This window comes from Pseudomonas sp. JC1203 (genome assembly GCF_056175065.1).
In genome coordinates this window covers 21,961-44,312 of record NZ_JBWCAM010000005.1, presented here as the reverse complement: position 1 = coordinate 44,312, position 22,352 = coordinate 21,961, and the positions used below count along the sequence as shown (strand labels likewise).

Below are 22,352 nucleotides of genomic sequence, written 5' to 3'. Positions count from 1 at the left end.
TTATTCCCAGTTGCCCAGGTCGGCGTTGTAGCCTTCGCCGCCTGGCTGGCCGTCCTGGCCGTAGAAGATCAGGTCGAAGCTGCCGTGCTCACCGGGGAAGCGGTAGCCGAACGGATGGCCGAACGGGTCTTTCAGGTCTGATGGCTTGGCGTACGGGCCGGCCCAGCTGCCCGCGGTAGAAGGCTTGGTCACCAGCTGGTTGAGGTTGGCGGGCGGTGCGCCCATGTCCAGCGCATAGCTTTCGACTTTCATGCTCAGGCTGGCCAGCTGCGCCTTGCCAGCGCCGTATTTGCCCTTGTCGACGTTGCCACCGACTTGACGCACGACGATGGTGGCGACGATGCCCAGCAGCACGATCACCGCCAGCATTTCCAGCAAGGTGAAACCGCCCTGGCGGCGGCCCGTGTTCATGGTTTTCATGGGTGTGGTCCTTTAAATGTTACTGGTGAGGCTCATCAGCGGCAGCATGATGGCGAGCATGATCACGGCGACCATCACCGCCATGACCACGGTGAGCGTGGGCACCAGCGCCGCGAGCATGCGGTCGATGCCGCGCTTGGCTTCCACGTCGAAAACATCGGCGACTTTCAGCAGCATGCCGTCGAGCTCGCCGGCCTGTTCGCCGACGTCGATCATCTGGATGGCCAGTTCCGGCAGCAGCGGCTGCTGGCCGAAGGCGCTGGCCAGGGTGCCGCCGCCCTTGACCCAGTCGGTGGCCTGTTCCACCTGGGCGACGATGGCGCGGTTGCTGCACACCTGGCGCACAATCAGCAGCGCCTGCAGCAAGGCCACGCCGTTGCTGAGCAAGGTGCCCAGGGTGCGCGCCAGGCGCGCGGCCTCGATGCGTTGCAGCAGCGGGCCGATGACTTTTATCTTCAGCAGGCGCAGGTCGTTGCGCTGGCGCCGGGCCGGGTCGCGCAGGGCGATGGCGCTGCCCCAGATGACCACGATGAGGGCGGCGAGAACGACCAGCCCCCAGGCGCTGAGAAACTCGCCCATGGCCAGGATCACTTGGGTAATCAGCGGAATCGGCACGCCCAGGTCACGGAAGATCGGCACGAACTGCGGCACCACGTAGGCCAGCAGCAGGGCCAGGGAGCCGAGCACGCCGACCACCAGGAAGGCCGGGTAGATCAGCGCGTTGATCACCTCGCCGCGCAGGGTCTGGCTGCGTTCCAGGTAGTCGCTGAGCTGCCGTAAAGTGTTTTCCAACGCACCGCCCGCTTCGCCGGCGCGGACCATGCTGATGTACAGCGTGGAGAACTGCCCGCCCTCTTCTTCCAGGGCCTGGGACAGCGGTTTGCCGGCCTTGACCTGTTCGCGGATGCGTTCGATGAGCGCGCGGGCTTTGGCCTCCTGGGTCTGCTTGAGCAGGATGCCCAGCGAACGCTCCAGCGGCTGGCCAGCGCCCAGCAGCGTGGCCAGCTGCTGGGTGAAACTGACCAGGGCGGCGCCGTTCAACGCGCCACGGTTCAGCGCGCGGCGCAAGCCCGGCCCACCCAGTGCTTCCACCTGCAAAATCAGCAGACCACGCTTCTGCAGCAGCGCGACGGCGGCCTGCTGGTCGCTGGCCTCGACGCTGCCTTGCTGGCTGGCACCCTCGGCGTCCAGCGCGCGGTATTTGAAATAGGCCATGAATTATTCGCCGCGCGTCACGCGCAGCACCTCCTCTAGCGAGGTGATGCCGGCAACGGCCTGGCGCAAGCCTTCTTCATACAGGGTGCGCAGGCCGCCACGGCGGGCCGCCTGCTCCAGCGTCGAGGCATCGGCCTGGCGCATCAGCAGGCTGCGCAGTTCTTCATTCATCACCAGCAGTTCGGTGATGGCGCTGCGGCCGAAATAGCCGCTGCCGGTGGCGGACACCGCAGGTTGGTAGAGGATGATCGGACGCTGCTCGGTGAAACGGTCCAGGCCGTGCTCGGCGATCAGTTCCGGCGGCGCTTCAAACGGAATGCGCGTGGCCGGGTCGAGGCGGCGCACCAGGCGCTGAGCCAGAATGCCTTTCACCGTCGAAGCGATCAGGTAGCTCTCCACGCCCATGTCCAGCAGCCGCGTGATACTGGCGGCAGCGCTGTTGGTGTGCAGCGTCGACAGCACCAGATGGCCGGTGAGCGAGGACTGGATGGCAATGCGGCAGGTTTCCAGGTCGCGCATCTCGCCGATCATGATTACGTCCGGGTCCTGGCGCACGATGGAGCGCAGCGCGCCGGCGAAGTCCAGGCCGATGGCCGGCTTCACCTGGATCTGGTTGATGCCTTCCAGCTGGTACTCCACCGGGTCTTCGACAGTGATGATCTTGCGCTCGGCGGTGTTGAGCCGCGACAGCGCGGTGTACAGGGTGGTGGTCTTGCCCGAACCGGTGGGGCCGGTGACCAGCAGGATGCCGTGGGGGTTTTCCAGCACGTCGAGGAAGCCTTCCAGGCGTTCGCCATCGAAGCCCAGGCTCTGGAAATCGAAGCTGACGGTCTGCCGGTCGAGCAAACGCATCACCACCGATTCGCCAAAACTGGTGGGCACCGTGGACACCCGCAAATCCAGCTCCTTGCCCTGGATACGCAGCATGATCCGGCCATCCTGCGGCAGGCGCCGTTCGGCAATGTCCAGGCGGGCCATGATCTTCACCCGGCTGATGACCGCCGCCGATGAACTGGCCGGCGGCGCCTCGGCTTCGTGCAGCACGCCGTCGATGCGGTAGCGCACCTTGAGCTGGCTTTCGAACGGCTCGATATGAATGTCGGAGGCGCGCTGTTCCACCGCGCGCTGCAGAATCAGGTTGACCAGGCGAATCACCGGCGCCTCGCTGGCGAGGTCCTTGAGGTGCTCGATGTCTTCCAGCGCGCCGCTGTCCTCGTCCAGGGTCTCGATCAGGCTGCCCATGGCCGAACGGCCTTGCCCGTAATACCGCTCGATCAGGCTGTCGACCTCGTTACCCGGGCCAATGGCCAGGCGCACCGGCGCGGCGCAGGCGTGGGCCACGGCTTCGAAGGGATACGGGTCGCCGGGGTTGGCGGTGAGCAGGTGCACGCCCTGCTCGTCCCAGGCCACCGGCACCACGCGGTAATGGCGCAGAAAACGTTCGGTCAGCGGTGGCACGCGGTCCAGCGACGCCGGCGCCTGTTCGGCCAGCAACAGCGGCACGTCCATCAGCGCCGACCAGGCGCGGGCCAGTTCCAGTTCCGACACCAGGCCAAGGCGCGTCAGCAACGCCGGCAGTTCGCTGTCGTCGTCTTCGGCGGCCAGGCGCCGGGCACGGTCGAGGTCCACCGGCTTGAGGCCGGAATGGCGCATCAGCCATTGGCAGACCAGGGCGTCGTCGGGGGCAATGAGGGGAGTTTGGGGCACGGTGCGCTACTACATGAACCGGGGAAAGGGCACCAGGCGATGCCCTTTCCGGGGTGAAGCCTGGGAAGAATCAGTTGGCGGTTTTTTTCGCCGTGGTGCTCAGCGGGCGGCCGCCCTTTTTCGATTCGTTCTTGTGCTTCTGCACGGCCTTGCTGTCGTGGCTCTGGGTCATGACGGTGGAGTCGCTGGCACCCGACGCGGTGTCAGTGGCATCGGCGGCAAAGGTGGCGCCGGCGAACGACAGGCTCAGGGCGGCGCAGGCTGCCGCGAAAGACAGTTTCATCACAAGTAACTCCATCAACGGGAAAGTTTGAAAGTTCAAATTGCCATCATTTAAAACATGCCTGCGACAATAGCGCACAGCGGATGACACTTTAACTTGCGAAGCCGGCACAGGGGCCAAAATTCGCTAAACCCATCGACCAGTAGGTTTTGCAAAGGTTCACACATCCAGACACAAAATCGCGAAAATGCGAGAAAAAAACCTTTCGATTGACAAGTTCAGACAACAATTGTCTTAATTTAGCCGCTTATCGCCGCCCCATCCTGGTACAAACGATAGCGTAATAATGGCACCTCCTATATAGACAGAAAGAACTTTCACGTTAATTAAACGCGATTGAAACATGGCCATCAGTTCGCCGTTACTGCAACTAAGCAGTTTCGGCCACGGCCAACTTTTGTCTGGAGAAAAGTGCGCGGCCCACCGTGCACAGCCGCAAATGGACCACCATTGGCTGTTGGAGTAACACATGAACACACGTAGACACCTGGGTGCGCAGTCGGCGCTCGCCCTGCTGGCCCTGGCCATTTCGCAAGTGCATGCGGCCGACTCGGTTCAGCAGCAACAGGCTCGGCAGCAGGCCCTGGAAGCCAAGGCCGACAAGGCGGCCCAACAGACCCTGGCGAAGATGACCCAGGAAGAGAAACTCAACTACCTCGCCGGCACCGGCAGCTGGGACGTAAAACCCCTGACCCAGTACGGCATCCCGCAGATCTACGGTGCCGACGGCGGCGCCGGTGTGCGCTACACCAGCAACGGCAACGAGCAGGGCGTGGTCTACCCCGCCGGCCCGAACATCGCCGCCACCTGGAACCCGCGCCGCGCCATGGACTACGGCCGCGCCCTGGGCTATGACACCGCCAGCGGTGGCTACCAGTACGTCACCGGCCCGGGCATGAACCTGTACCGCACCCCGTACGGCGGCCGCGCGTTCGAATACCTGTCCGGCGAAGACCCGTTCCTGGGCGCCAGCCTGGGCCCGGCGCTGATCAACGGCATCCAGTCCCGTGGCGTATGGGCCGAGGCCAAGCACTTCGCCGCCAACGACCAGGAAACCAACCGCTTCACCCTCAACGAAACCATCCCCGAGCGCGTGCTGCGCGAGATGACCCTGCCTACCTTCGAATCGGCGTCGAAGAACGGCAACGTGGCGATGATGATGTGTTCGTTCCAGAAGGTGAACGGGGACTACGCCTGCGAAAGCAAGCACATGATCGCCCAGATCCTGAAGAAGGAATGGGGCTACAAGGGCTTCGTGCAGAGCGACTACAACGCCATCATCACCGGGCTGACGGCCGCCAACGCCGGCACCGACCTGGACATGATGGGCTACCAGATGAACGCCACCGCCCTGACCCCGTACGTGGAAAGCGGCGCGCTGAGCATGACCACCGTCGACGAGAAAGTGCGCCGCCTGCTGCGCCAGGTGTACCTGTTCCAGTTCGACAGCAAGACCCCGTCCACCGCCCACGACATGAACAGCGCCGCCAGCAACAAGACCGCGCTGAACGTCGCCCGTGAAGGCATCGTGCTGCTGAAGAACAAGGGCGGCCTGCTGCCACTGGACGCCAAGAAGGTGAAGAAGATCGCCGTGGTCGGCGACCTGGCCAAGTACGCCCCGCCTACCGGTTTCGGCAGCGCCAACGTCGAGGCCACCCAGTACATCAGCGAGCTGTCGGGCATTGCCCAGACCGCGCCGAACGCCAAGGTCGAGTTCCTCGACGGCCTGTCGCTGGACCCGACCGCCTCGGTCTGGACCCACACCGACAGCAGCACCGGCAAGAGCGCCGCGGGCCTGACCGCCGAGTTCTTCACCAACGCCACCTGGTCGGGCAGCGCAGCCGCCACCCGCACCGACACCCACGTGAACATGGACTGGTCCAGCGACACCAACCTGCCCACCAACGGTGACACCGCCAATACCTCCGTGCGCTGGACCGGCCAGGTCACGCCTGCCACCAGCGGCGAACAGGTGTTCAAGGTACGCGCCGACGGCGCCGTGCGCCTGTGGGTGAACGGCCAGGAAATCATCAACAACGGCGACGGCGAGCACCTACCCGACAACAGCATCCCGCCGACTATTCCGGTCTCGGGCAAGATCAAGCTGGAAGCCGGCAAGGCGTATGACGTGAAGCTTGAGTACTCGCGCCGCGACGGCTACCTGTCGACCATGGGCGGCATGGTCGGCGTACAGATGGCCTGGGCCTCGCTGGCGGCGCCAAAGGACCTGTCCAAGTACGATGCGGTAGTGGTTGCCGTGGGCAACAGCAACGAATACGAAGGCGAAGGTTTCGACCATAGCTTCGACCTGCCCGAGTACCAGAACGAGCTGATCAACAGCATCGCCAAGGTCAACCCCAACACCGTGGTGGCCATGCATGGCGGCACCGCGCTGAAGATGGCCGACTGGGTGGACAACGTCGGCGCTGCGCTGCACGCCTTCTACCCAGGCCAGAACGGTGGCCAGGCGCTGGGCGAGATTCTGTTCGGCAAGGTCAACCCATCGGCCAAGCTGCCGATCAGCATCGAGCGCACCATTCAGGACAACCCGCTGTACGCGGACTTCCCGAACTACGACAACAATGGCTCGCTGACCGAGATCAGCTACAAGGACGACCTGTTCCTGGGCTACCGTGGCTACGACAAGAAGCACACGCAGCCGCTGTTCCCGTTCGGTTTCGGCCTGTCGTACACCACCTTCGGCTACAGCAACATCAAGGTCACCCCGGGGACCGTGGTGGGCAATGCGCCGATCAAGGTGTCGTTCGACCTGACCAACACCGGCAAGCGCGCCGGCGCCGAAGTGGCCGAGCTGTACGTGGGCCAGCAGCACCCGCACGTGGACCGCGCGGTGAAAGAGTTGAAGGGTTACAAGAAGGTGTTCCTGCAGCCGGGTGAGCACAAGCGCGTGACCATCGAGCTGAACGATCGCTCGCTGGCCTACTTCGATGAGAAGAGCAAGCAGTGGGTGGTCGACGCCGACACCTTCGAGCTGTCGCTGGGCACCTCGTCCCAGGACATCCGCCTGCACGCCAAGCTGGTCAACCCGTTCCGCCAGGAACTGTCGACCACCACCAGCAACCCGCTGCCACGCGCGGCGCTGAAGGCCACGCAAGTGACCGAGTCGACCGTCAACACCGGTGGCCTGTATGACCAGGCCAGCAGTGACGACAGCGACACCAGCGACAGCGGTGACTACAGCAGCACTTCGACCACCACCCAAGGGTCGGCAAGCGGTAACTGACGCTCCCCTACCCGCTCCTGACGCGGCCTGCGGCCGCTGCTACGAAGATCAGCGTTACGCCCTTCCGTAGCAGCGGGCGCAGGCCGCGTCAGGGCTGGGTCACTCCTTCCAACCACCCCCCAACGCCTTGTACAGGTTCACCTCGGCCGTCAATTGCGACAGCCGGTCGGTGATCGCCGACTGCTGTGCGCTGAACAGCGAGCGCTGGGCATCAAGGAAGGTCAGGTTGCTGTCGATGCCGGTGCGGTAGCGGCGCTCGGCCAGGCGGTAGTAGTCCTGGTTGGCTTGCACCAGGTCTTTCTGCGCCAGCAACTGCTGCTTGTAGGTCTGGCGCGCGGCCAGGCCGTCGGCGACTTCCTGGAAGCCGGTCTGAATGGCCTTCTCGTAGCTGGCCACGTCCACGTCCTTCTCGATCTTCGCGTAGTCCAGGCTGGCCTTCAGGCTGCCGGCGTTGAAGATCGGAATGTTGATGCTCGGCGCGAACGTCCACGTACCCTGCCCGCCCTTGAACAGATGGCCCATGTCGGCGCTTTCGGAACCTGCACTGGCCGTAAGGGTGATGCTGGGGAAGAACGCGGCCCGCGCCGCGCCGATGTTGGCGTTGGCGGCCTTGAGGGTGTGTTCGGCCTCAAGGATATCGGGGCGGCGCTGCAGCAGGTCGGACGGCAGGCCCGCCGGCACTTCGGCCACCAGGTCGTTGGCCAGCGGTTGCGCCGCCGGCAGGTTGTCGGGCAGGTGCGTGCCCAGCAGCAACACCAGGTTGTCCATGTCCTGGGCCACGGCGCGCTGGTACTTGGCCAGGCTGACCTTGGCGGTTTCCACCGAGATACGCGCGGTGCTGACGTCCAGCGCGGTAGAGATACCCACTTCACCGCTGTGGGCGGTGAGCTTGTAGCTTTGCTCGTACGTGGCCAGGGTGTCCTGGGTCAGCTTCAGCAGTTCCTTGTCCGACTCCAGGGTAAACCAGGCATTGGCGACGCTGGCCACCAGGCTGATCTGCGTGGAACGGCGGCCTTCGTCACTGGCCAGGTAAGTCTCCAGGGCCTCCTTGCTGAGGCTGCGCACGCGGCCCCACAAGTCCAGCTCATAGGCGCTGACGCCGAGGGTGGCGGTGTATTCGCCGCCCACGGTGGTCTTGCCGGTGGTGCTCAGGTCAGCCGGGGTGCGCGTGCGCTCCGCCGTGCCGCCGGCGGTCACCGCCGGGAACAGGTCGGCACGCTGAATGCGGTACTGGGCACGGTAGGCCTCTACATTCAGGGCCGCCACGCGCAGGTCACGGTTGTTGTCCAGGGCGGTGTGAATCACCGCCTGGAGGGCCGGGTCGCGGAACACCTGTTTCCAACCCTGCTCGGCGGCGGCCTGGGCGGCCGCCTCCTGCGCCGGGGCGTACGCCGCCCCTTGGGGGAATTGCGCGGCCACCGGCGCGGCCGGGCGATCATAGTGCGGGATCAACGAGCAGCCGCCGAGCATGAACGCCGCCAGCGCCAGGAACGTCAGGGGACGAGTCATTGTGCAGCCTCCTCTTCAATGGCAGGTACCGGCTCGTCCTTGGCCTTGCGCTTGTCGCCAAACAGCGACGAAATGGTGACGAAGAACAACGGCACCCAGAACACGGCCAGGGTGGTGGCGGTGAGCATGCCGCCGATCACGCCGGTACCGATGGCGTGCTGGCTACCGGCGCCCGCGCCGTGGGAAATGGCCAGGGGCACCACGCCGAGGATGAACGCCAGCGAAGTCATGATGATTGGCCGCAGACGAATCCGGCAGGCCTCGATGGCCGCCTCGGTGTAGCTGCGGCCCTGCTCGTGCAGCTCCTTGGCGAACTCGACGATGAGGATGGCGTTCTTCGCCGCCAGGCCGATGGTGGTCAGCAGCCCCACCTGGAAGTACACGTCGTTGGACAGCCCGCGCAGCGTGGTGGCCAGCAGCGCACCAATGATCCCCAGAGGCACCACCAGCATCACCGCAATCGGGATCGACCAGCTTTCATACAGCGCCGCCAGGCACAGGAACACCATCAGCATGGAGATCGCGTACAGGGCCGGCGCCTGGGAGCCGGACAGCTTTTCTTCGTACGACAGGCCGGTCCAGGAATAGCCGATACCGCTTGGCAGGGTGGCGGCAATGCGCGCCACTTCGGCCATGGCTTCACCGGTACTGTGGCCCGGCGCCGGGGCACCGAGGATTTCCACCGCCGACACACCGTTGAAGCGCGACAGCTTCGGCGAGCCATACACCCACTTGCCGCTGGCGAAGGCCGAGAACGGCACCATGGTGCCGGCGCTGTTGCGCACGTACCACTTGTTCAGGTCTTCAGGGTTCATGCGCGAATCGGCCTTGCCTTGGATGTACACCTTCTTCACCCGGCCACGGTCGATGAAGTCGTTCACGTAGCTGCCACCGAAGGCGTACGACAGGGTGTCGTTGACGTCGGCGACAGTGACACCCAGCGCTTCGGTGCGCTCGTCATCGAGAATCAACTGGTACTGCGGCTCGTCGTCCAGGCCGTTCGGGCGCACCTGGGACAGGATCGGGCTCTTCGCTGCGGCAGCCAGGAACTTGTTGCGCGCCGCCATCAGCTTTTCATGGCCGACGCCGGAACGGTCCTGCAGGTACACGTCGAAGCCGGTGGCGTTACCCAACTCCATCACCGCAGGCGGTGCGAAGGCGAACACCATGGCGTCGCGGAAGCTGGCGAAGTGTTTCTGCGCACGGGCAGCCAGGGCGCTGACGCTGTTGGACGCGTCACGCTGGTCCCACGGCTTGAGCATGACAAAGCCCATGCCCGAGTTCTGGCTCCGGCCGGCGAAGTTGAAGCCGGTCACGGTGAACACCGAGCTGACCGCACCGGCTTCATCTTTCAGCATGTAGTCACGCATGCGGTCGATGACCTGCTGCGTACGCTGGGCCGGAGTACCCGGTGGCGTGGTGACCTGGGAAAACAATACGCCCTGGTCTTCCTCGGGCAGGAACGAGGATGGAATGCGCGTGAACAGGAAAATCATGCCGCCGACGATCAGCGCGTAAGCCAGCAGGTACGGCACCTTGTGGCGCAGGATGCTGATCACGCCCTGCTCGTAACGGTGCACGCCACGGTCGAAGGTACGGTTGAACCAGCCGAAGAAACCGGTGGTCTTGCCGTGGCTGCCCTTGGCGATCGGCTTGAGGATGGTGGAGCACAGCGCCGGAGTGAAGATCAGCGCCACCAGCACCGACAGGGCCATGGCCGAGACGATGGTGATGGAGAACTGGCGGTAGATAACCCCGGTAGAGCCGCCGAAGAAGGCCATGGGCAGCAGCACCGCCGACAGCACCATGGCGATACCCACCAGGGCACCCTGGATCTGGCCCATGGATTTTTTCGTGGCTTCCTTCGGTGACAGGCCCTCCTCGGCCATCACCCTTTCGACGTTTTCCACGACGACGATGGCGTCGTCCACCAATAGCCCGATGGCCAGCACCATGCCGAACATGGTCAGGGTGTTGATGCTGAAACCGGCGGCGGCGAGGATGCCGAAGGTACCCAGCAGCACCACGGGCACGGCCATGGTGGTGATCAGGGTGGCGCGGATGTTCTGCAGGAACAGCAGCATCACCAGGAACACCAGGATGATGGCTTCCACCAGGGTCTCGACCACGCCGTGGATGGAGCCGGTGATCACCGGGGTGGTGTCATACGGGTACACCACTTTCACGCCAGCAGGGAAGAACGGTTGCAGCTGGTTGACGGTTTCGCGGATGGCCTTGGCGGTGTCCAGCGCGTTGGCGCCGGTGGCCAGCTTGATCGCCATGCCCGAGGCCGGCTTGCCGTTGTACTCGGAGCTGATGCTGTAGCTTTCGCCGCCCAGGCCCACGTCGGCGACGTCGCCGATGCGCACTTGCGAACCGTCGGTGTTGACCTTCAGCAGGATCTTCTTGAACTGCTCGGCGTTTTGCAGGCGGGTCTTGCCGATGATGGTGGCGTTGAGTTCCTGGTGTGCCACCGATGGCAGGCCGCCCAGCTGCCCCGAGGACACCTGCACGTTCTGGTTGGTGATGGCGGTGGAAACGTCGGCCGGGGTCAGCGCGTACTTGTTGAGCTTGGCCGGGTCCAGCCAGATGCGCATGGCGTACTGGGCGCCGAACACCTGGAAGTCACCCACGCCCGACGTCCGGGAAATGGGGTCCTGCATGTTCGAGACGATGTAGTTGGCCAGGTCATCCTTGGTCATGCTGCCGTCGTCCGACACCAGGCCGATCACCATCAGGAAGTTCTTCACCCCCTTGGTCACGCGGATACCCTGGTTCTGCACTTCCTGGGGCAGTAACGGGGTGGCCAGGTTGAGCTTGTTCTGCACCTGCACCTGGGCCATGTCCGGGTTGGTGCCCTGGTTGAAGGTGGCCTCGATGGTCATCGAGCCGTCGGAGTTGCTGTCCGAGGAGATGTAGCGCAGGTTGTCGATGCCGTTGAGCTGCTGCTCGATCACCTGCACCACGGTGTCCTGCACGGTCTGCGCCGAGGCGCCCGGGTAGGTCACGGTGATGTCGATGGCCGGCGGGGCGATGCTGGGGTACTGGTTGACCGGCAGGTTGAGGATCGACAAGGCGCCGACCAGCATGATCACCAGGGCTATTACCCAGGCGAAGATGGGCCGGTCGATAAAGAATCTGGACATGGGTTACTCCCCTTTCGCCGCGACGCTGGCCTGGGCATTCGCCGGGGCCTGGACGTTGCTGGCCGCGGTGACTTTCACCGTGTCACCCGGGTGCACGTATTGCAGGCCCTCGGTGATGACGCGGTCGCCGTCGTGCAGGCCGTCCTGGATCAGCCAGTCGGTGCCGGCAGTGCGGTCGGCTTTCAGTTCACGCAGTTCCACCTTGTTGTCGGCGTTCACCACCAGCGCGGTGGGCGTGCCCTTCAGGTCGTGGGTCACGCCCTGCTGTGGCGCCAGGATGGCGGTGGCGGCGACGCCAGCCTGCAGTTGCGCATGCACGAACATGCCTGGCAGCAGGGTGTGGTCGGGGTTGGCGAACTTGGCACGCAGGGTCACCGAACCGGTGCTTTCATCCACCGACACTTCGGAGAATTCCAGCGTGCCGTCCTGATTGAAGCTGCTGCCGTCTTCCAGGGTCAGCTTGACCTTGGCGGCGTTGTCGCCGGCTTTCTGCAGTTGCCCGCTGGCCAGTTCCTTGCGCAGTTTCAGCAGGTTCGCCGAGGACTCGGTGACGTCGACATAAATGGGGTCCAGCTGCTGGATGGTGGCCATGGCGGTGGTCTGCGCGCTGGTCACCAACGCGCCTTCGGTGACGCTGGAACGGCCGATGCGGCCGTCGATAGGCGCCAGCACCTTGGTGTAGCGCATGTTGATCTGCGCGGTCATCAACGCAGCCTGATCCTGCAGCTCGGTGGACTTGGCGTTGTCGTATTCCTGGCGGCTGACGGCCTGCTCGTCGATAAGCTGCTTGTAGCGGTCGGCCAGCGACTTGGCCGACGCCAGGCTGGCCTTGGCGCTGGCCAGGGTGGCCTCGTACACCGACGGGTCGATCTGGTACAGCTGCTCGCCGGCTTTTACGTCGCTGCCCTCTTTGAACAGTCGCTTGAGAATGACCCCATCAACCTGCGGACGCACTTCGGCAACGCGAAACGCGGTGACGCGCCCGGGCAATTCAGTGGTCAGGGCGTAGGGCTGCGGGTGCAGGGTTACCACGCCAACCTGGGGCGTCTGCTGGGCGGGTGCGGCCGCCTCCTGGTTACAGCCGGCGAGCAGGCAGGCAAGGGCCGCCGCCGAGACCAGAGTGGTCACGCAAGGCTTGAGTTTCATGAAAGGTCCTCGTTGCGACTAGATAGATAGCTTGCTAACTACTATACTTACATCCATGAACGTATGTAAAGTACAGTTACGAATTGAAATCACTACAAAGCAGCGTTTTGTGTCGAAAAAACATGAATATGCGGCGAACATGAGGAATTTTTAATGGTTCGCAAAACCCGGGAAGAAGCTCTCCTCACCCGTGCGCAAATCCTTGACGCTGCCGAATGCGTCTTCCATGAGAAGGGGCTGGCCACCACCTCGATGCTGGACATTGCCCAGCATGCGGGGCTGTCCCGCGGCGCCATTTATTGGCACTTCAAGGACAAGGCAGGCTTGGTGCAGGCCCTGCTGGATTCGCTGGACGAACCCATCGACACCCTGCTGGCCGCCTCGGCCCAGACCCGGCGCGACAACCCGTTGGGTTGCCTGCGTACCCTGCTGGTGGCGTTGCTGCAGCGAGTGGCCAGCGATGCCCGGACCCAGCGGGTATTTGAAATCCTATTGCACAAATGTGAACTGACTGTGGAGAGTTGCGATTTGCGTGCGCAGCGCTGCAACCGCCAGCGCGCCGCGCAGCGCAAGCTCGAAGGGTTGCTGGAAGAGGCCATGCAATGTGGGCAATTGTGGCGCGCCACGCCCCTGGCCCTGGCGGCCAGCAGCCTGATTGCCTGCGTGGAGGGCACCATCAGCCACTGGCTGCTGAACCCCGACAGTTATGCGCTGGGCGCCGAGGCGCCACGGCTGGTGGAGGCAATGCTGCGAATGCTGGACCCGGTGACGTGATGTCGACACGGTAAGCGGCGTCGTACCCATTGCTACACGAAATACTTGAACCCTGCGGGCTAGAGCGGTTCTCAGGGTGTTGCCAGTGTCACAAGGAGTGAGCGATGAACCTTCCAGCCTTTTTTCTCAACGCGGTGGTGTGCACCACCCCGGCCCACGATAACTGCATGCCACCGCAGTTTTTGTGGATGGCGCCCAAGTTCCTCAATGACGAGGCCCGGGCGCAGAAGTGCACGGCGCGTGCGGGCGAGCTGAACAAGGCGCAAAGCGACCCGACGATTTTCTACCGCTGCGACGTGCGCCGCGGCGCGTGAAGTTGTGGGAGCTGGCAAGCCAGCTCCCACAAAAACGTCACGCCGACAGCTGCGCCTCGATGGCCTGCACCAGGCGCGGATCGTCCGCCGCCACGTCCGGGGCGAAGCGCCCTACCACCTCGCCCTTGCGGCTGATCAGGAACTTCTCGAAATTCCACTGTACTTCCGGCACCGGGTTCACCGGGATGCCCTTGCCGGTCAGGCGCTCGCGCCACGGGCCTTCGCCGGTGGCGTCGGGCATGGCCTGGGTCAGTGCCTGGTACAGCGGGTGCTGGTCATCGCCGGCCACCGAGATTTTCGCGAACAGCGGGAACTGCACGCCGTAGGTCAGGCTGCAGAACGCCTTGATCTCTTCATCGCTGCCCGGCTCCTGGGCCTTGAAGTTGTTGGCGGGGAAACCCAGCACTTCCAGGCCAGCGGCGCGGTGGGCCTGGTAAAGCTTTTCCAGGCCTTCGTACTGCGGGGTCAGGCCACACTTGGAAGCGACGTTGACCACCAGCAGCACCTTGCCTTCGTAGGCCTTGAGGGTCTGCGGCTGGCCATCGATGGTGGTCACGGGGATGGATTGAACAGTGCTCATGGGCGGCTCCCTGGCAGGTAGAGTGATTGCCAGACTCTACCACCGCGATTGGCCATCATCACGGTCAATAACAACCATCACTATTCACATATTCCCTGACCCAAAAATCAGGTTCACCATGGTTTCACCTGATGAAGCCCTGGGAGTACCGCATCATGAAAGGTCAAACCGCTGCCCTGCTCGCCCTTGTCATCACCCTGGCCGGTTGCTCGGTCCCCGGCGCCCCGCGCTACAGTGACAACCCCAACGGCATGTTTCGACCGGCTACCCAGGTTTCTTCGCTTACCCTCAAGCACTCGCAACGCGTGGCGGTGATTTTCAACGCCAACACCCAGGCCGACCTGGCCTACCTCGCCGCCTACAACGCCCAGGCCCGCAATGGCCTTGTGCAGAACCAGCTGCAGGCGCCGATCCAGCAGGCCTACATCGACAGCTCCGACCCGCGCCTGGCTATCGACACAGTGCGCAATTCGTTGCAGCAACAATTCGCCGCGGTGGCCTTCTACCCCAACCTGGATGTGGCCATGGCGGCCCGGCCTGACGTGATCATGGTGCTGGATACCCGCAGCACCCTGGCCACCGAGCGCAGTTCGGATGTGCAGGCCAGCGTGCGCGCGCAATTCTATGACGCCAACCTCACCTACATTGGCGAGGCGCGCGGTGTGGACGGCCGCAACATGACCCCGGTGTGGGCCCACACCAAGCGCACGGCGGAAATCACTGACCAGGTGAACGCCCAGCGCCAGGTGCAGGTCAAAGCCCTGGAACGCTTCGATGCCTCGCTGAAGGCGCTGGTGGCGTCGAATCCATGAAATTGAAGGTGTATGTCGAAGCCATGACCGTTGGTCATCACCTTGGTCAATAGCGACCATTGATAATCACAGGTTCCCTGACCCCGAGATCAGGTTCACCATGGCTTCACACCCAAGCAATCCAGGAGTACATGCCATGAAAGGTCCCCTCGTCGCCCTGCTCGCCCTTGTCCTGGCCACCGGCACCGCCACGGCTGCCGACGAAGGCATGTTCAGGCCGGCGACGCAGGTGTCGAACGTGGCGCTGCAGCACTCGCAATCGGTGGGTGTGATCCTCAACGAAACCACGCAGGCGGCCTTGCTGCACCACGACGCCGCCACCCGCACGGCGCTGGAAGCGGTGCGTGGTTCGCTGCAGCAGCAATTCGCCTCGGTGCAGTTCTACTCAAGCCTGGACCGGGTGATGATGGCCCGCCCGCAAGTGATCGTGGTACTGAAGACCGCAAGCCGCAGCGGCGGCCTGATGCAGGCCCAGTTCTTCGACGCCAACCTGACCTATATCACCCAGCTGCACACCTCAGGCGCGCAGTTCGATACCTCGCTCAAGGCGCTGATCGCCGACCTGTAGCCGCTCAGGCCAACAGGCCCGGGGCATTGCCCTTGCGGTATTCGTCGGGGGTGGAGCCGGTCATGCGCCGGAACATGCTGATGAACGCCGACGCGCTGTTGTAACCCAGGTCCAGGCCGATGGCTTCCACGGTGTGGCCCTGCTCCAGTTTCGCCAGCGCCTCCACCACCTTGAGGCGCTGGCGCCATTGCGCGAACGACATGCCCAGGTCGCGCTGGCAACGCCGCACCAGGGTGCGCTCGGTGGTGTTTACCGAGCGCGCCAGCTCCGGCAGCGAGCGCGGGTCCGCCGGGTTGGCTTCCAGCGCCTGCAGCAGCGGGCCCAGCAGCGGGTCGCTGGAGCCTGGCAGGTAACTGCCGGCATGGGGCGCGCGAGCCAGGCGGTCCACCAGCACCTGCAACAGGCGCTCCTGTTCGGCCGATTGCGGCAGGCCCGGAGGCTCGTGGCGCAATTCTTCCAGCAATGCGCGAATCAACGGCCCCAAGGTCAGGGCGCAGTGGCGGGTGGGCATGCGTGCGCACAGTTGCGGTGCTACATACACCGAGCAATGGCAGGCCTCGTGGCGGTTGAAGCCCATGTGCTCGACGTCTGGCGGCAGCCAGATGCCGTACTGCGGCGGCGCCAGGTAGTGGTGGTTGTCGATCTCGATTTCCATCACGCCACTGAACGAATACACGAACTCGCCCCAGGCATGACTGTGCCGCGGGTAGGTGGCGTGCGCCGGCATGCAGGCAGTGCGGAAGAACACCGGCGCCGGCAACTCGTAGTCGAACGGCGCCAGCTGCAAATGCTGGGCAGTGTCTCGCTTCATGGCGGCAACCTGGCAGGGGGCGGTGGCGGAGTACAGCTATAGGCTGTCAGATAAAAACTATATCAATAAAACCCGCCAGCCTCATAATGCGCGCCATTACTTCCGACGACAGGGGAAACCTCCATGCAGCAGCGCAGCGCGCTGGACGGCCGGGCCAGCGGCATGATGCTGGTATTGTGCGCGATCTGGGGCTTGCAGCAGGTGGCGATCAAGGCGATCGCCAGCGATATCGCGCCCATTTTGCAGATTGGCGTGCGCTCCGGCGTCGCCGCGCTGCTGGTGGCCGCCGTGATGTTCTGGCGCCGCGAGCAGCCCAGGGCCGGCCAGACCCTGTGGCTGCCTGGCCTTGCCATTGGTGGCCTGTTCGGCCTGGAATACCTGCTGGTGGGCGAGGGCCTGCGCCACACTACCGCCTCGCACATGGTGATTTTCCTCTACACCTCGCCGATATTCGCCGCCCTGGGCCTGCACTGGAAACTGCCCGCCGAACGCTTGAAACCGGCACAGTGGGGCGGCATCGCCCTGGCGTTCCTGGGCATTGTGGTGGCCTTCAGCGGCCACGGCAGCGGCGGCGCCAGCACCCTGCTGGGCGATGCCCTGGGCCTGGCCGCCGGCGCCGCCTGGGGCGCCACTACCGTGGTGGTGCGCACCACCCGGCTGTCCAACGCACCGGCCAGCCAGACCCTGCTGTACCAACTGGTGGGCGCCTGCGTGATGCTGGTTGCCGCGGCCCTGGTCATGCACCAGGCCAGCATCAACGTCACCCCCAGCGTTATTGCCAACCTCACCTATCAGGTGCTGGTGATGTCCTTCGCCAGCCTGCTGGCCTGGTTCTGGCTGCTGCGCAACTACCTGGCTTCGCGGCTGGGGGTGCTGGCGTTCCTGACGCCGCTGTACGGCATCGGTTTCGGCGTATGGCTGCTGGACGAGCCGCTGGAAGCCAACTTCCTGATAGGCGCGGCGTTGGTGACGGCGGGAATTCTGTGCGTCAGCGGCTACGAATGGTTCAGCCAGCGCAAAGCGAAAGCGGCCTGAGCCTTATTGCGCCGCGCTCGCCCGCGGCACGCCAAACACGCCATCGAACGCCCACTGGAACACCAGCGCGTAGACGAAGAAGAACCCGAACAACCCCAGGTCAGTCAACAACGCTTCCCACAGCCCAATGCCCAGCCACCAGGCCACCAGCGGCACCAGCAGCACCGTCAACCCGCCCTCGAAGCCCACCGCGTGCAGCAACCGCCGGCCAAGGGTGCGGGCCGGTTGGCGCTGGCGTTGTTCCCAACGCTCGAAGCCCAGGTTGAACAGCAGGTTCCACACCAGCGCGACGATGCTGATCACCAGCGCCAGCGCGGTGGAATAGCCAAGCCCCTGGCCGTACAAAAGGTCCAGCAACGGGCCGACGCACAGTACCGCGATGCCTTCGTACAACACGGCCTGGATAATCCTGCGGGAAATGCCTTGCATGATGCTGCTCACTGAAAAGGTGTGGCCTAGCGTGAGCCCGGCCCCTGGCCTGCTCAACACAGCTTTTTTGATGGCGGGGGCAATTGTTTTCAACCCTGATACAGACACGCGCGAATGCTTTTATTGAACGATCATTCAATGCTAGCGAAATCCACGCGTTTCCTAGCAAAACCGTCAACCCCTCCGAAAAGCCCGTTCTAGACAGCTCAAGATACATTTGACGTGCGAAAAGATTGCGCTACTATCGCCGCACAAAAAACTGAGATGGCTTTACGGATGAAGATCAAGATCGAAAAAAACAACAACGATTCCTCCTGCCTGGTATGGCTGAACGACGACCCTGTGACCTTCCGTACCGAGGAAGAAGCACAGGCCTACGTCGATCAGTTGAAAGCACGACTGGAGGCGACGCCGGTAATGGCGGCCGAACTTCAGGACTAGGCGTTTCTGCCGCTTCACCCCGCTACTGATGCACCTTGACGAACATGCGCGGCTTGCGCTTCATAGGCTTCACCTTCGCCGCTGAACGAGAGCCGCCGTGTTTGCCCGATTACCCCTGACTGCCCTGCGTACGTTCGAAGCGGCTGCCCGCCTGGGCGGTTTCAAGGCCGCTGCCGAAGAATTGGCAGTCACGCCCGCTGCCGTCTCGCATCAGGTCAAGAGCCTTGAGCAGGCCTACGCCGTGCTGTTGTTCGAGCGCACCGGCCAGGGCGTGCGGCTTACCGAAGCCGGCCAGCACCTGCAACGGCAGGTCAACGGCGCGCTGCGCGAACTGCTGGGCAGCGTGCAGGCACTGACGCCTGGCGCCGATTCCAGCCAACTGACCCTGAGCACCACCGCAGCCTTCGCCAGCCTGTGGCTGATTCCGCGGCTGGGCGATTTCCACCGGCGCTACCCCGACATTCACGTGCGGGTGGAAACCGATAACCGCGTGGTTGACCTGCAACGCGATAGCGCCATCGACCTGGCGTTGCGCGCGGTGCTGCAGCCCGACCCGAACCTGTTCCACCTGCCGCTGATGGAAGAATTCATGGGCGTGTATACGCAACCCGGCGCCGTGGTTGCAGGTGCAGGGCCACTGGAGTTGATCAGCGTGCCCTGGCAGTCGCAAACGCCGCTGGTGGTGGACTGGCCCACGTGGTGCGAACGCGCCGGGCACCAGGACTGGCCGGCGCGGGCGCGCCTGCGTCAATACGACGACGAGCACTACGCCCTGCAGGCCGCCATCGCCGGCCACGGCCTGGTGCTGGCCAGCACCGTGCTGGTGGCCGACAGCGTGGCGCGCGGGCTGCTGCAACCGTACCGGCCCGAGGTGCGCCTGCAGGCGGCCCATTACTGCGCGGTGTGCGTGCCCGGGCAGGAACGGCGCACGCCGGTGCGCGAGTTCCTGGCCTGGCTGCAGGCGCAGATCGGTTAAAAGCCGAACAGTTTCCCCGGCCCGTCACACAGGATTGCCCGGCGCTGCGCCGCCCATGGCACCAGGCTCTGGAACAGTTCGAACTCGCCGGCATAATTCACCTGATGCTCGTGCTGGGTATGCGGCCAGTCGCTGCCCCACATCAGGCGGTCGGCACCGAAATGCTCGATCAGCAGCGGCACCGCGTCGTGGGCGAACGACAGGTTTTCGGTGTGGGTGCCGCCCAGCCGGTACACGCCAGACAACTTGACCCAGGTGCGCGTGCAGTCACCCAGCTCCAGCAGGCGCTGGAAGGTGGCGTGGCCGGTGCCGAAGCCGGCGTGGGGGCGGCCGAAATGGTCGATGGCCACCTTGCAGCCGTAGCGCTGCAGCCCGGCCCACAGGCTGGGGATGTCCTCGATCTGACGGTGCAGTTCCACGTGCCAGCCCAGCTCGGCCACGGTCTCCAGCAGCGGCGCCCAGGTGGGCGATGCCAGGTCTGGCAGGGCCTGGCCCATCAGGTTCAGGCGAATGCCGCACACCCCCAGCCGGGCCATGCGCTTGAGCTGCGACTGGCTGACGTCCGGCGCCACCACCGCCACGCCGCGCAACTGCTGGGGCGCGGCGGCCAGCGCGCGCAGCAGGTGGCTGTTGTCGGTGCCCAGGAAACTGGGCTGCACCAGCACGCCATGGCTCAGGCCCTGGCCACGCAGGTGGCCCAGCCACTGCGCCAGGGTGGCGTCGTAGGCCGGGGTGTAGCGACGGCCGTCGGCAAAACCGAGCGTGTGGTCGAACACATGGGCGTGGGCGTCAATGCCGAGGATGGGCGTGGGGGCGGTCAATGGCATGATGATGTTCTGCATGAAGTGTTAAGGGTTCAGGCCCGTGACGGGTGGCTACCCGGCGATGGCGGCTCGGCACCGGCGGGCACATCGGTGGCCAGGCTGCGGCCACGGGTTTCAGGCAGCGCCAGGGCAGCGATCACCGCCACGCCGTAGGCGACGCCGGCGTCAATGCCGATGGCCGAACCCAGCGACATGCTCTGGCTCAAGTGGCCGACCATCAGCGGGAACACCGCCGACAGCACGCGGCCGAAGTTGTAGCAGAAGCCCACCCCGGCGCCGCGCACGTCGGCCGGGTACAGTTCGTTGAACAGCGAACCCAGGCTGGCTGGAATGCCGGCGGCGAAGAAGCCCAGGGGGAAGCCCAGGAACAGCATCTGCTGGTTGGTGAGCGGCAGGAACAGGTAGGCCTGCACGGTGATCACGCAGCAAAACGCGAAGAGGATGATGTTCTTGCGCCGGCCAATGCGGTCCACCAGGAAGCCGCTGGCCACGCAACCGCAGAAGAACGCAACAATGATCACCGCCAGGTAGCCACCCGAGCCCAGCACAGAGAGGTTGCGCTCGGTCTTGAGGAAGGTCGGCAGCCAGGTCATCACCGCGTGGTAACCGCCGTGGGCACCCAGGCCCAGCAGGCCGCCGAGCAGGGTCACGCGCAGCAGCTGCGGGCGGAAAATAGCCGCCATGGCGGTGAACAGGCCCATGGGCGTGGCCTTGGCCTTCTGCTGGCGCAGGAAGCTGTCCGGCTCCGGCACGCTGCGGCGCACGTAGATGATGAGGACGGCCGGCAGCAGGCCCACCAGGAACATCACGCGCCAGGCGTAGTCCTGGGGCACGAAGGTGTAGATCAGCGTGAAGATCCCCACGGCGGCGCCCCAACCCACGGCCCAGGCACTCTGCACCGTGCCCATCACCTTGCCGCGGTAGCGCGCCTGGATGCTTTCAGCCATCAACACTGCGCCGGCCGCCCACTCGCCGCCTATGCCGAAGCCCTGCAGAGCCTTGATCACCAGCAACTGGTTGTAGCCGGTGACGAACGCCGAGGCGAAGGTGAACAGCGAGAACCACAGGATCATCCATTGCAGGGTGCGCACCCGGCCGTAGCGGTCCGACAGGGTGCCGCCCAGCCAGCCGCCCAGCGCCGAGGTCACCAGCGTGACGCTGCTGATCAGGCCGGCCTGGGTGTTGCTGAGGGCGAATGCGGCGATCAGCGCCGGAATCGCCAAGCCGAACATCTGCACTTCCAGGGCGTCCAGCGCCCAGCCGCCGAAGCAGGCCCAGAAGGTCTTGCGCTCACGCGCGGTGACGTCTCGATACCAGGTGAACATGTTTTTCTTATCCTTATGGGTGGAACAGGTCAGCGAATTTCGACGCTGTAGCGGAAGTGTCTGGCGTGGCCCCACGAGCGCCGCCATTCCAGCGGCTGGCCGGCGTAGTTGCGCGCCACCCGCTCGATCACCACCACCGGGCTGCCGGCGTCCACCCGCAGCAGGCGGGCGTGCACTTCGCTGACCGCTTCGGCGGTGAGGGTTTCGTCGGCGGCGGCGATCACTTGCCCGCACAGGCTCTCGTACACCGGGTACAGCAACGGGCCGTGGGCGTTGAGGTTGTGGGCGAGGATGGCGGCGAACGGCTCATGGGGCAGCCAGATCTCTTCCACCAGCAGCGGCTGGGCGTTGATCAGCCGCAGGCGCAGCAGGCGAATGACCTGGGCGCCGGGTTCAAGCGCCAGGGCGTGGGCGACTTCGGCAGGCGCCTGCAGGGCTTCGTTGGAGAGGATGCGGCTTTCCGGCACCTGGCGCACGCCGTCGGCGTCCTGGAACCGGAAGAAGCGGAACAGCGAGGACTGGAATTGCGGGCGGCGCACGAAGGTGCCCCGGCCCTGCTGGCGCTCCAGCAGCGACTCGCTGACCAGTTGGTCGATGGCCTTGCGCACGGTGCCGATGGACAGGCCGTACTCGGCCGCCAACGCCGATTCGGTGGGAATGGCCGCGCCGGGTTGCCAGCGGTTGCTGGCGATCTGTTCGGCGAGCTGGTCGCGCAAGCGCTGGTACAGCGGCAGGCGCTCGTCACTGGAAAGACTGTTCATGGAAGACGGGCTCTTTTAGTTATGTAGTCATC

Annotated in this window: 21 protein-coding genes; 8 read left to right on the top strand and 13 right to left on the bottom strand. The window is 64.5% G+C overall.

From position 1 onward, the window contains the following. The 4 genes from gspG to AC0SZ7_RS09405 all read right to left on the bottom strand — a co-directional run bounded on the left by gspG (position 1) and on the right by AC0SZ7_RS09405 (position 3,625). Complete coding sequence (gene gspG, locus AC0SZ7_RS09420) at positions 1 to 411, bottom strand: type II secretion system major pseudopilin GspG (protein WP_475504372.1); 411 nt, start codon at positions 409 to 411, stop codon at positions 1 to 3. A gap of 21 nt (positions 412 to 432) precedes the next feature. After that, positions 433 to 1,635 (bottom strand): type II secretion system inner membrane protein GspF, encoded by a 1,203-nt coding sequence (gene gspF, locus AC0SZ7_RS09415; RefSeq protein WP_475504140.1) that lies wholly within the window; start codon positions 1,633 to 1,635, stop codon positions 433 to 435. Between the two features lie 3 nt (positions 1,636 to 1,638). Then, complete coding sequence (gene gspE / locus AC0SZ7_RS09410) at positions 1,639 to 3,288, bottom strand: type II secretion system ATPase GspE (RefSeq protein ID WP_475504371.1); 1,650 nt, start codon at positions 3,286 to 3,288, stop codon at positions 1,639 to 1,641. Positions 3,289 to 3,412: 124 nt separating this feature from the next. Further along, positions 3,413 to 3,625: a hypothetical protein gene (locus AC0SZ7_RS09405; RefSeq protein ID WP_475504139.1), complete on the bottom strand. Its 213-nt coding sequence runs from the start codon at positions 3,623 to 3,625 to the stop codon at positions 3,413 to 3,415. Positions 3,626 to 4,094: 469 nt separating this feature from the next. Here AC0SZ7_RS09405 and AC0SZ7_RS09400 point away from each other — a divergent pair, with 469 nt between their 5' ends. After that, positions 4,095 to 6,869 (top strand): beta-glucosidase, encoded by a 2,775-nt coding sequence (locus tag AC0SZ7_RS09400; RefSeq protein WP_475504138.1) that lies wholly within the window; start codon positions 4,095 to 4,097, stop codon positions 6,867 to 6,869. Between the two features lie 99 nt (positions 6,870 to 6,968). Here AC0SZ7_RS09400 and adeC read toward each other — a convergent pair whose 3' ends face one another. The 3 genes from adeC to AC0SZ7_RS09385 are packed head-to-tail and all read right to left on the bottom strand — an operon-like array spanning position 6,969 to position 12,670. Beyond that, on the bottom strand, positions 6,969 to 8,378 hold the full coding sequence (gene adeC, locus AC0SZ7_RS09395; protein ID WP_475504137.1) for an AdeC/AdeK/OprM family multidrug efflux complex outer membrane factor: 1,410 nt from the start codon (positions 8,376 to 8,378) through the stop codon (positions 6,969 to 6,971). Continuing rightward, on the bottom strand, positions 8,375 to 11,524 hold the full coding sequence (locus tag AC0SZ7_RS09390; protein ID WP_475504136.1) for an efflux RND transporter permease subunit: 3,150 nt from the start codon (positions 11,522 to 11,524) through the stop codon (positions 8,375 to 8,377). The genes adeC and AC0SZ7_RS09390 overlap by 4 nt, the downstream gene beginning before the upstream one ends. Positions 11,525 to 11,527: 3 nt before the next feature. After that, positions 11,528 to 12,670: an efflux RND transporter periplasmic adaptor subunit gene (locus AC0SZ7_RS09385; RefSeq protein ID WP_475504135.1), complete on the bottom strand. Its 1,143-nt coding sequence runs from the start codon at positions 12,668 to 12,670 to the stop codon at positions 11,528 to 11,530. 153 nt (positions 12,671 to 12,823) lie between these two features. On the opposite strand from AC0SZ7_RS09385, the gene AC0SZ7_RS09380 reads away from it, so the two are divergent. Together AC0SZ7_RS09380 and AC0SZ7_RS09375 are read left to right on the top strand one after the other, a co-directional pair. Then, complete coding sequence (locus AC0SZ7_RS09380; protein WP_475504134.1) at positions 12,824 to 13,444, top strand: TetR family transcriptional regulator; 621 nt, start codon at positions 12,824 to 12,826, stop codon at positions 13,442 to 13,444. A 104-nt stretch (positions 13,445 to 13,548) separates the two neighbouring features. Beyond that, positions 13,549 to 13,758 carry a hypothetical protein gene (locus AC0SZ7_RS09375; RefSeq protein WP_475504133.1) on the top strand — a complete coding sequence of 70 codons (210 nt, stop codon included), beginning with the start codon at positions 13,549 to 13,551 and terminating at the stop codon, positions 13,756 to 13,758. A 37-nt stretch (positions 13,759 to 13,795) separates the two neighbouring features. Here the strand turns inward: AC0SZ7_RS09375 and AC0SZ7_RS09370 are convergent, their stop codons facing one another. Next, on the bottom strand, positions 13,796 to 14,338 hold the full coding sequence (locus tag AC0SZ7_RS09370; protein WP_475504132.1) for a glutathione peroxidase: 543 nt from the start codon (positions 14,336 to 14,338) through the stop codon (positions 13,796 to 13,798). 155 nt (positions 14,339 to 14,493) lie between these two features. On the opposite strand from AC0SZ7_RS09370, the gene AC0SZ7_RS09365 reads away from it, so the two are divergent. Together AC0SZ7_RS09365 and AC0SZ7_RS09360 are read left to right on the top strand one after the other, a co-directional pair. Next, complete coding sequence (locus tag AC0SZ7_RS09365; protein ID WP_475504131.1) at positions 14,494 to 15,150, top strand: ATPase; 657 nt, start codon at positions 14,494 to 14,496, stop codon at positions 15,148 to 15,150. A 136-nt stretch (positions 15,151 to 15,286) separates the two neighbouring features. Further along, positions 15,287 to 15,718, top strand: coding sequence for a hypothetical protein (locus tag AC0SZ7_RS09360; RefSeq protein ID WP_475504130.1), 432 nt, complete (start codon positions 15,287 to 15,289; stop codon positions 15,716 to 15,718). Positions 15,719 to 15,722: 4 nt separating this feature from the next. Here AC0SZ7_RS09360 and AC0SZ7_RS09355 read toward each other — a convergent pair whose 3' ends face one another. Then, positions 15,723 to 16,529, bottom strand: coding sequence for an AraC family ligand binding domain-containing protein (locus AC0SZ7_RS09355; protein WP_475504129.1), 807 nt, complete (start codon positions 16,527 to 16,529; stop codon positions 15,723 to 15,725). Between the two features lie 123 nt (positions 16,530 to 16,652). On the opposite strand from AC0SZ7_RS09355, the gene AC0SZ7_RS09350 reads away from it, so the two are divergent. Further along, on the top strand, positions 16,653 to 17,564 hold the full coding sequence (locus tag AC0SZ7_RS09350; protein ID WP_475504128.1) for a DMT family transporter: 912 nt from the start codon (positions 16,653 to 16,655) through the stop codon (positions 17,562 to 17,564). Positions 17,565 to 17,567: 3 nt separating this feature from the next. Here the strand turns inward: AC0SZ7_RS09350 and AC0SZ7_RS09345 are convergent, their stop codons facing one another. Then, positions 17,568 to 17,993 carry a PACE efflux transporter gene (locus AC0SZ7_RS09345; protein ID WP_475504127.1) on the bottom strand — a complete coding sequence of 142 codons (426 nt, stop codon included), beginning with the start codon at positions 17,991 to 17,993 and terminating at the stop codon, positions 17,568 to 17,570. 276 nt (positions 17,994 to 18,269) lie between these two features. On the opposite strand from AC0SZ7_RS09345, the gene AC0SZ7_RS09340 reads away from it, so the two are divergent. Then, entirely contained in the window at positions 18,270 to 18,434 is a 165-nt protein-coding gene (locus AC0SZ7_RS09340; RefSeq protein ID WP_475504126.1) for a hypothetical protein, read from the top strand. A 97-nt stretch (positions 18,435 to 18,531) separates the two neighbouring features. Next, positions 18,532 to 19,410, top strand: coding sequence for a LysR substrate-binding domain-containing protein (locus tag AC0SZ7_RS09335; RefSeq protein WP_475504125.1), 879 nt, complete (start codon positions 18,532 to 18,534; stop codon positions 19,408 to 19,410). On the opposite strand, the gene AC0SZ7_RS09330 is transcribed toward AC0SZ7_RS09335, so the two are convergent. From AC0SZ7_RS09330 to AC0SZ7_RS09320, 3 genes are read right to left on the bottom strand one after another with little or no spacing between them, the layout of a single operon-like run. Next, entirely contained in the window at positions 19,407 to 20,237 is an 831-nt protein-coding gene (locus AC0SZ7_RS09330; RefSeq protein ID WP_475504124.1) for an amidohydrolase family protein, read from the bottom strand. The two genes, AC0SZ7_RS09335 and AC0SZ7_RS09330, sit on opposite strands and share 4 nt — an antisense overlap. Before the next feature lie 29 nt (positions 20,238 to 20,266). After that, entirely contained in the window at positions 20,267 to 21,559 is a 1,293-nt protein-coding gene (locus tag AC0SZ7_RS09325; protein ID WP_475504123.1) for an MFS transporter, read from the bottom strand. Between the two features lie 29 nt (positions 21,560 to 21,588). Next, a complete protein-coding gene (locus tag AC0SZ7_RS09320; RefSeq protein ID WP_475504122.1) occupies positions 21,589 to 22,320 on the bottom strand; it encodes a GntR family transcriptional regulator in 732 nt (243 codons plus the stop codon). Between the last annotated feature and the right edge of the window lie 32 nt (positions 22,321 to 22,352).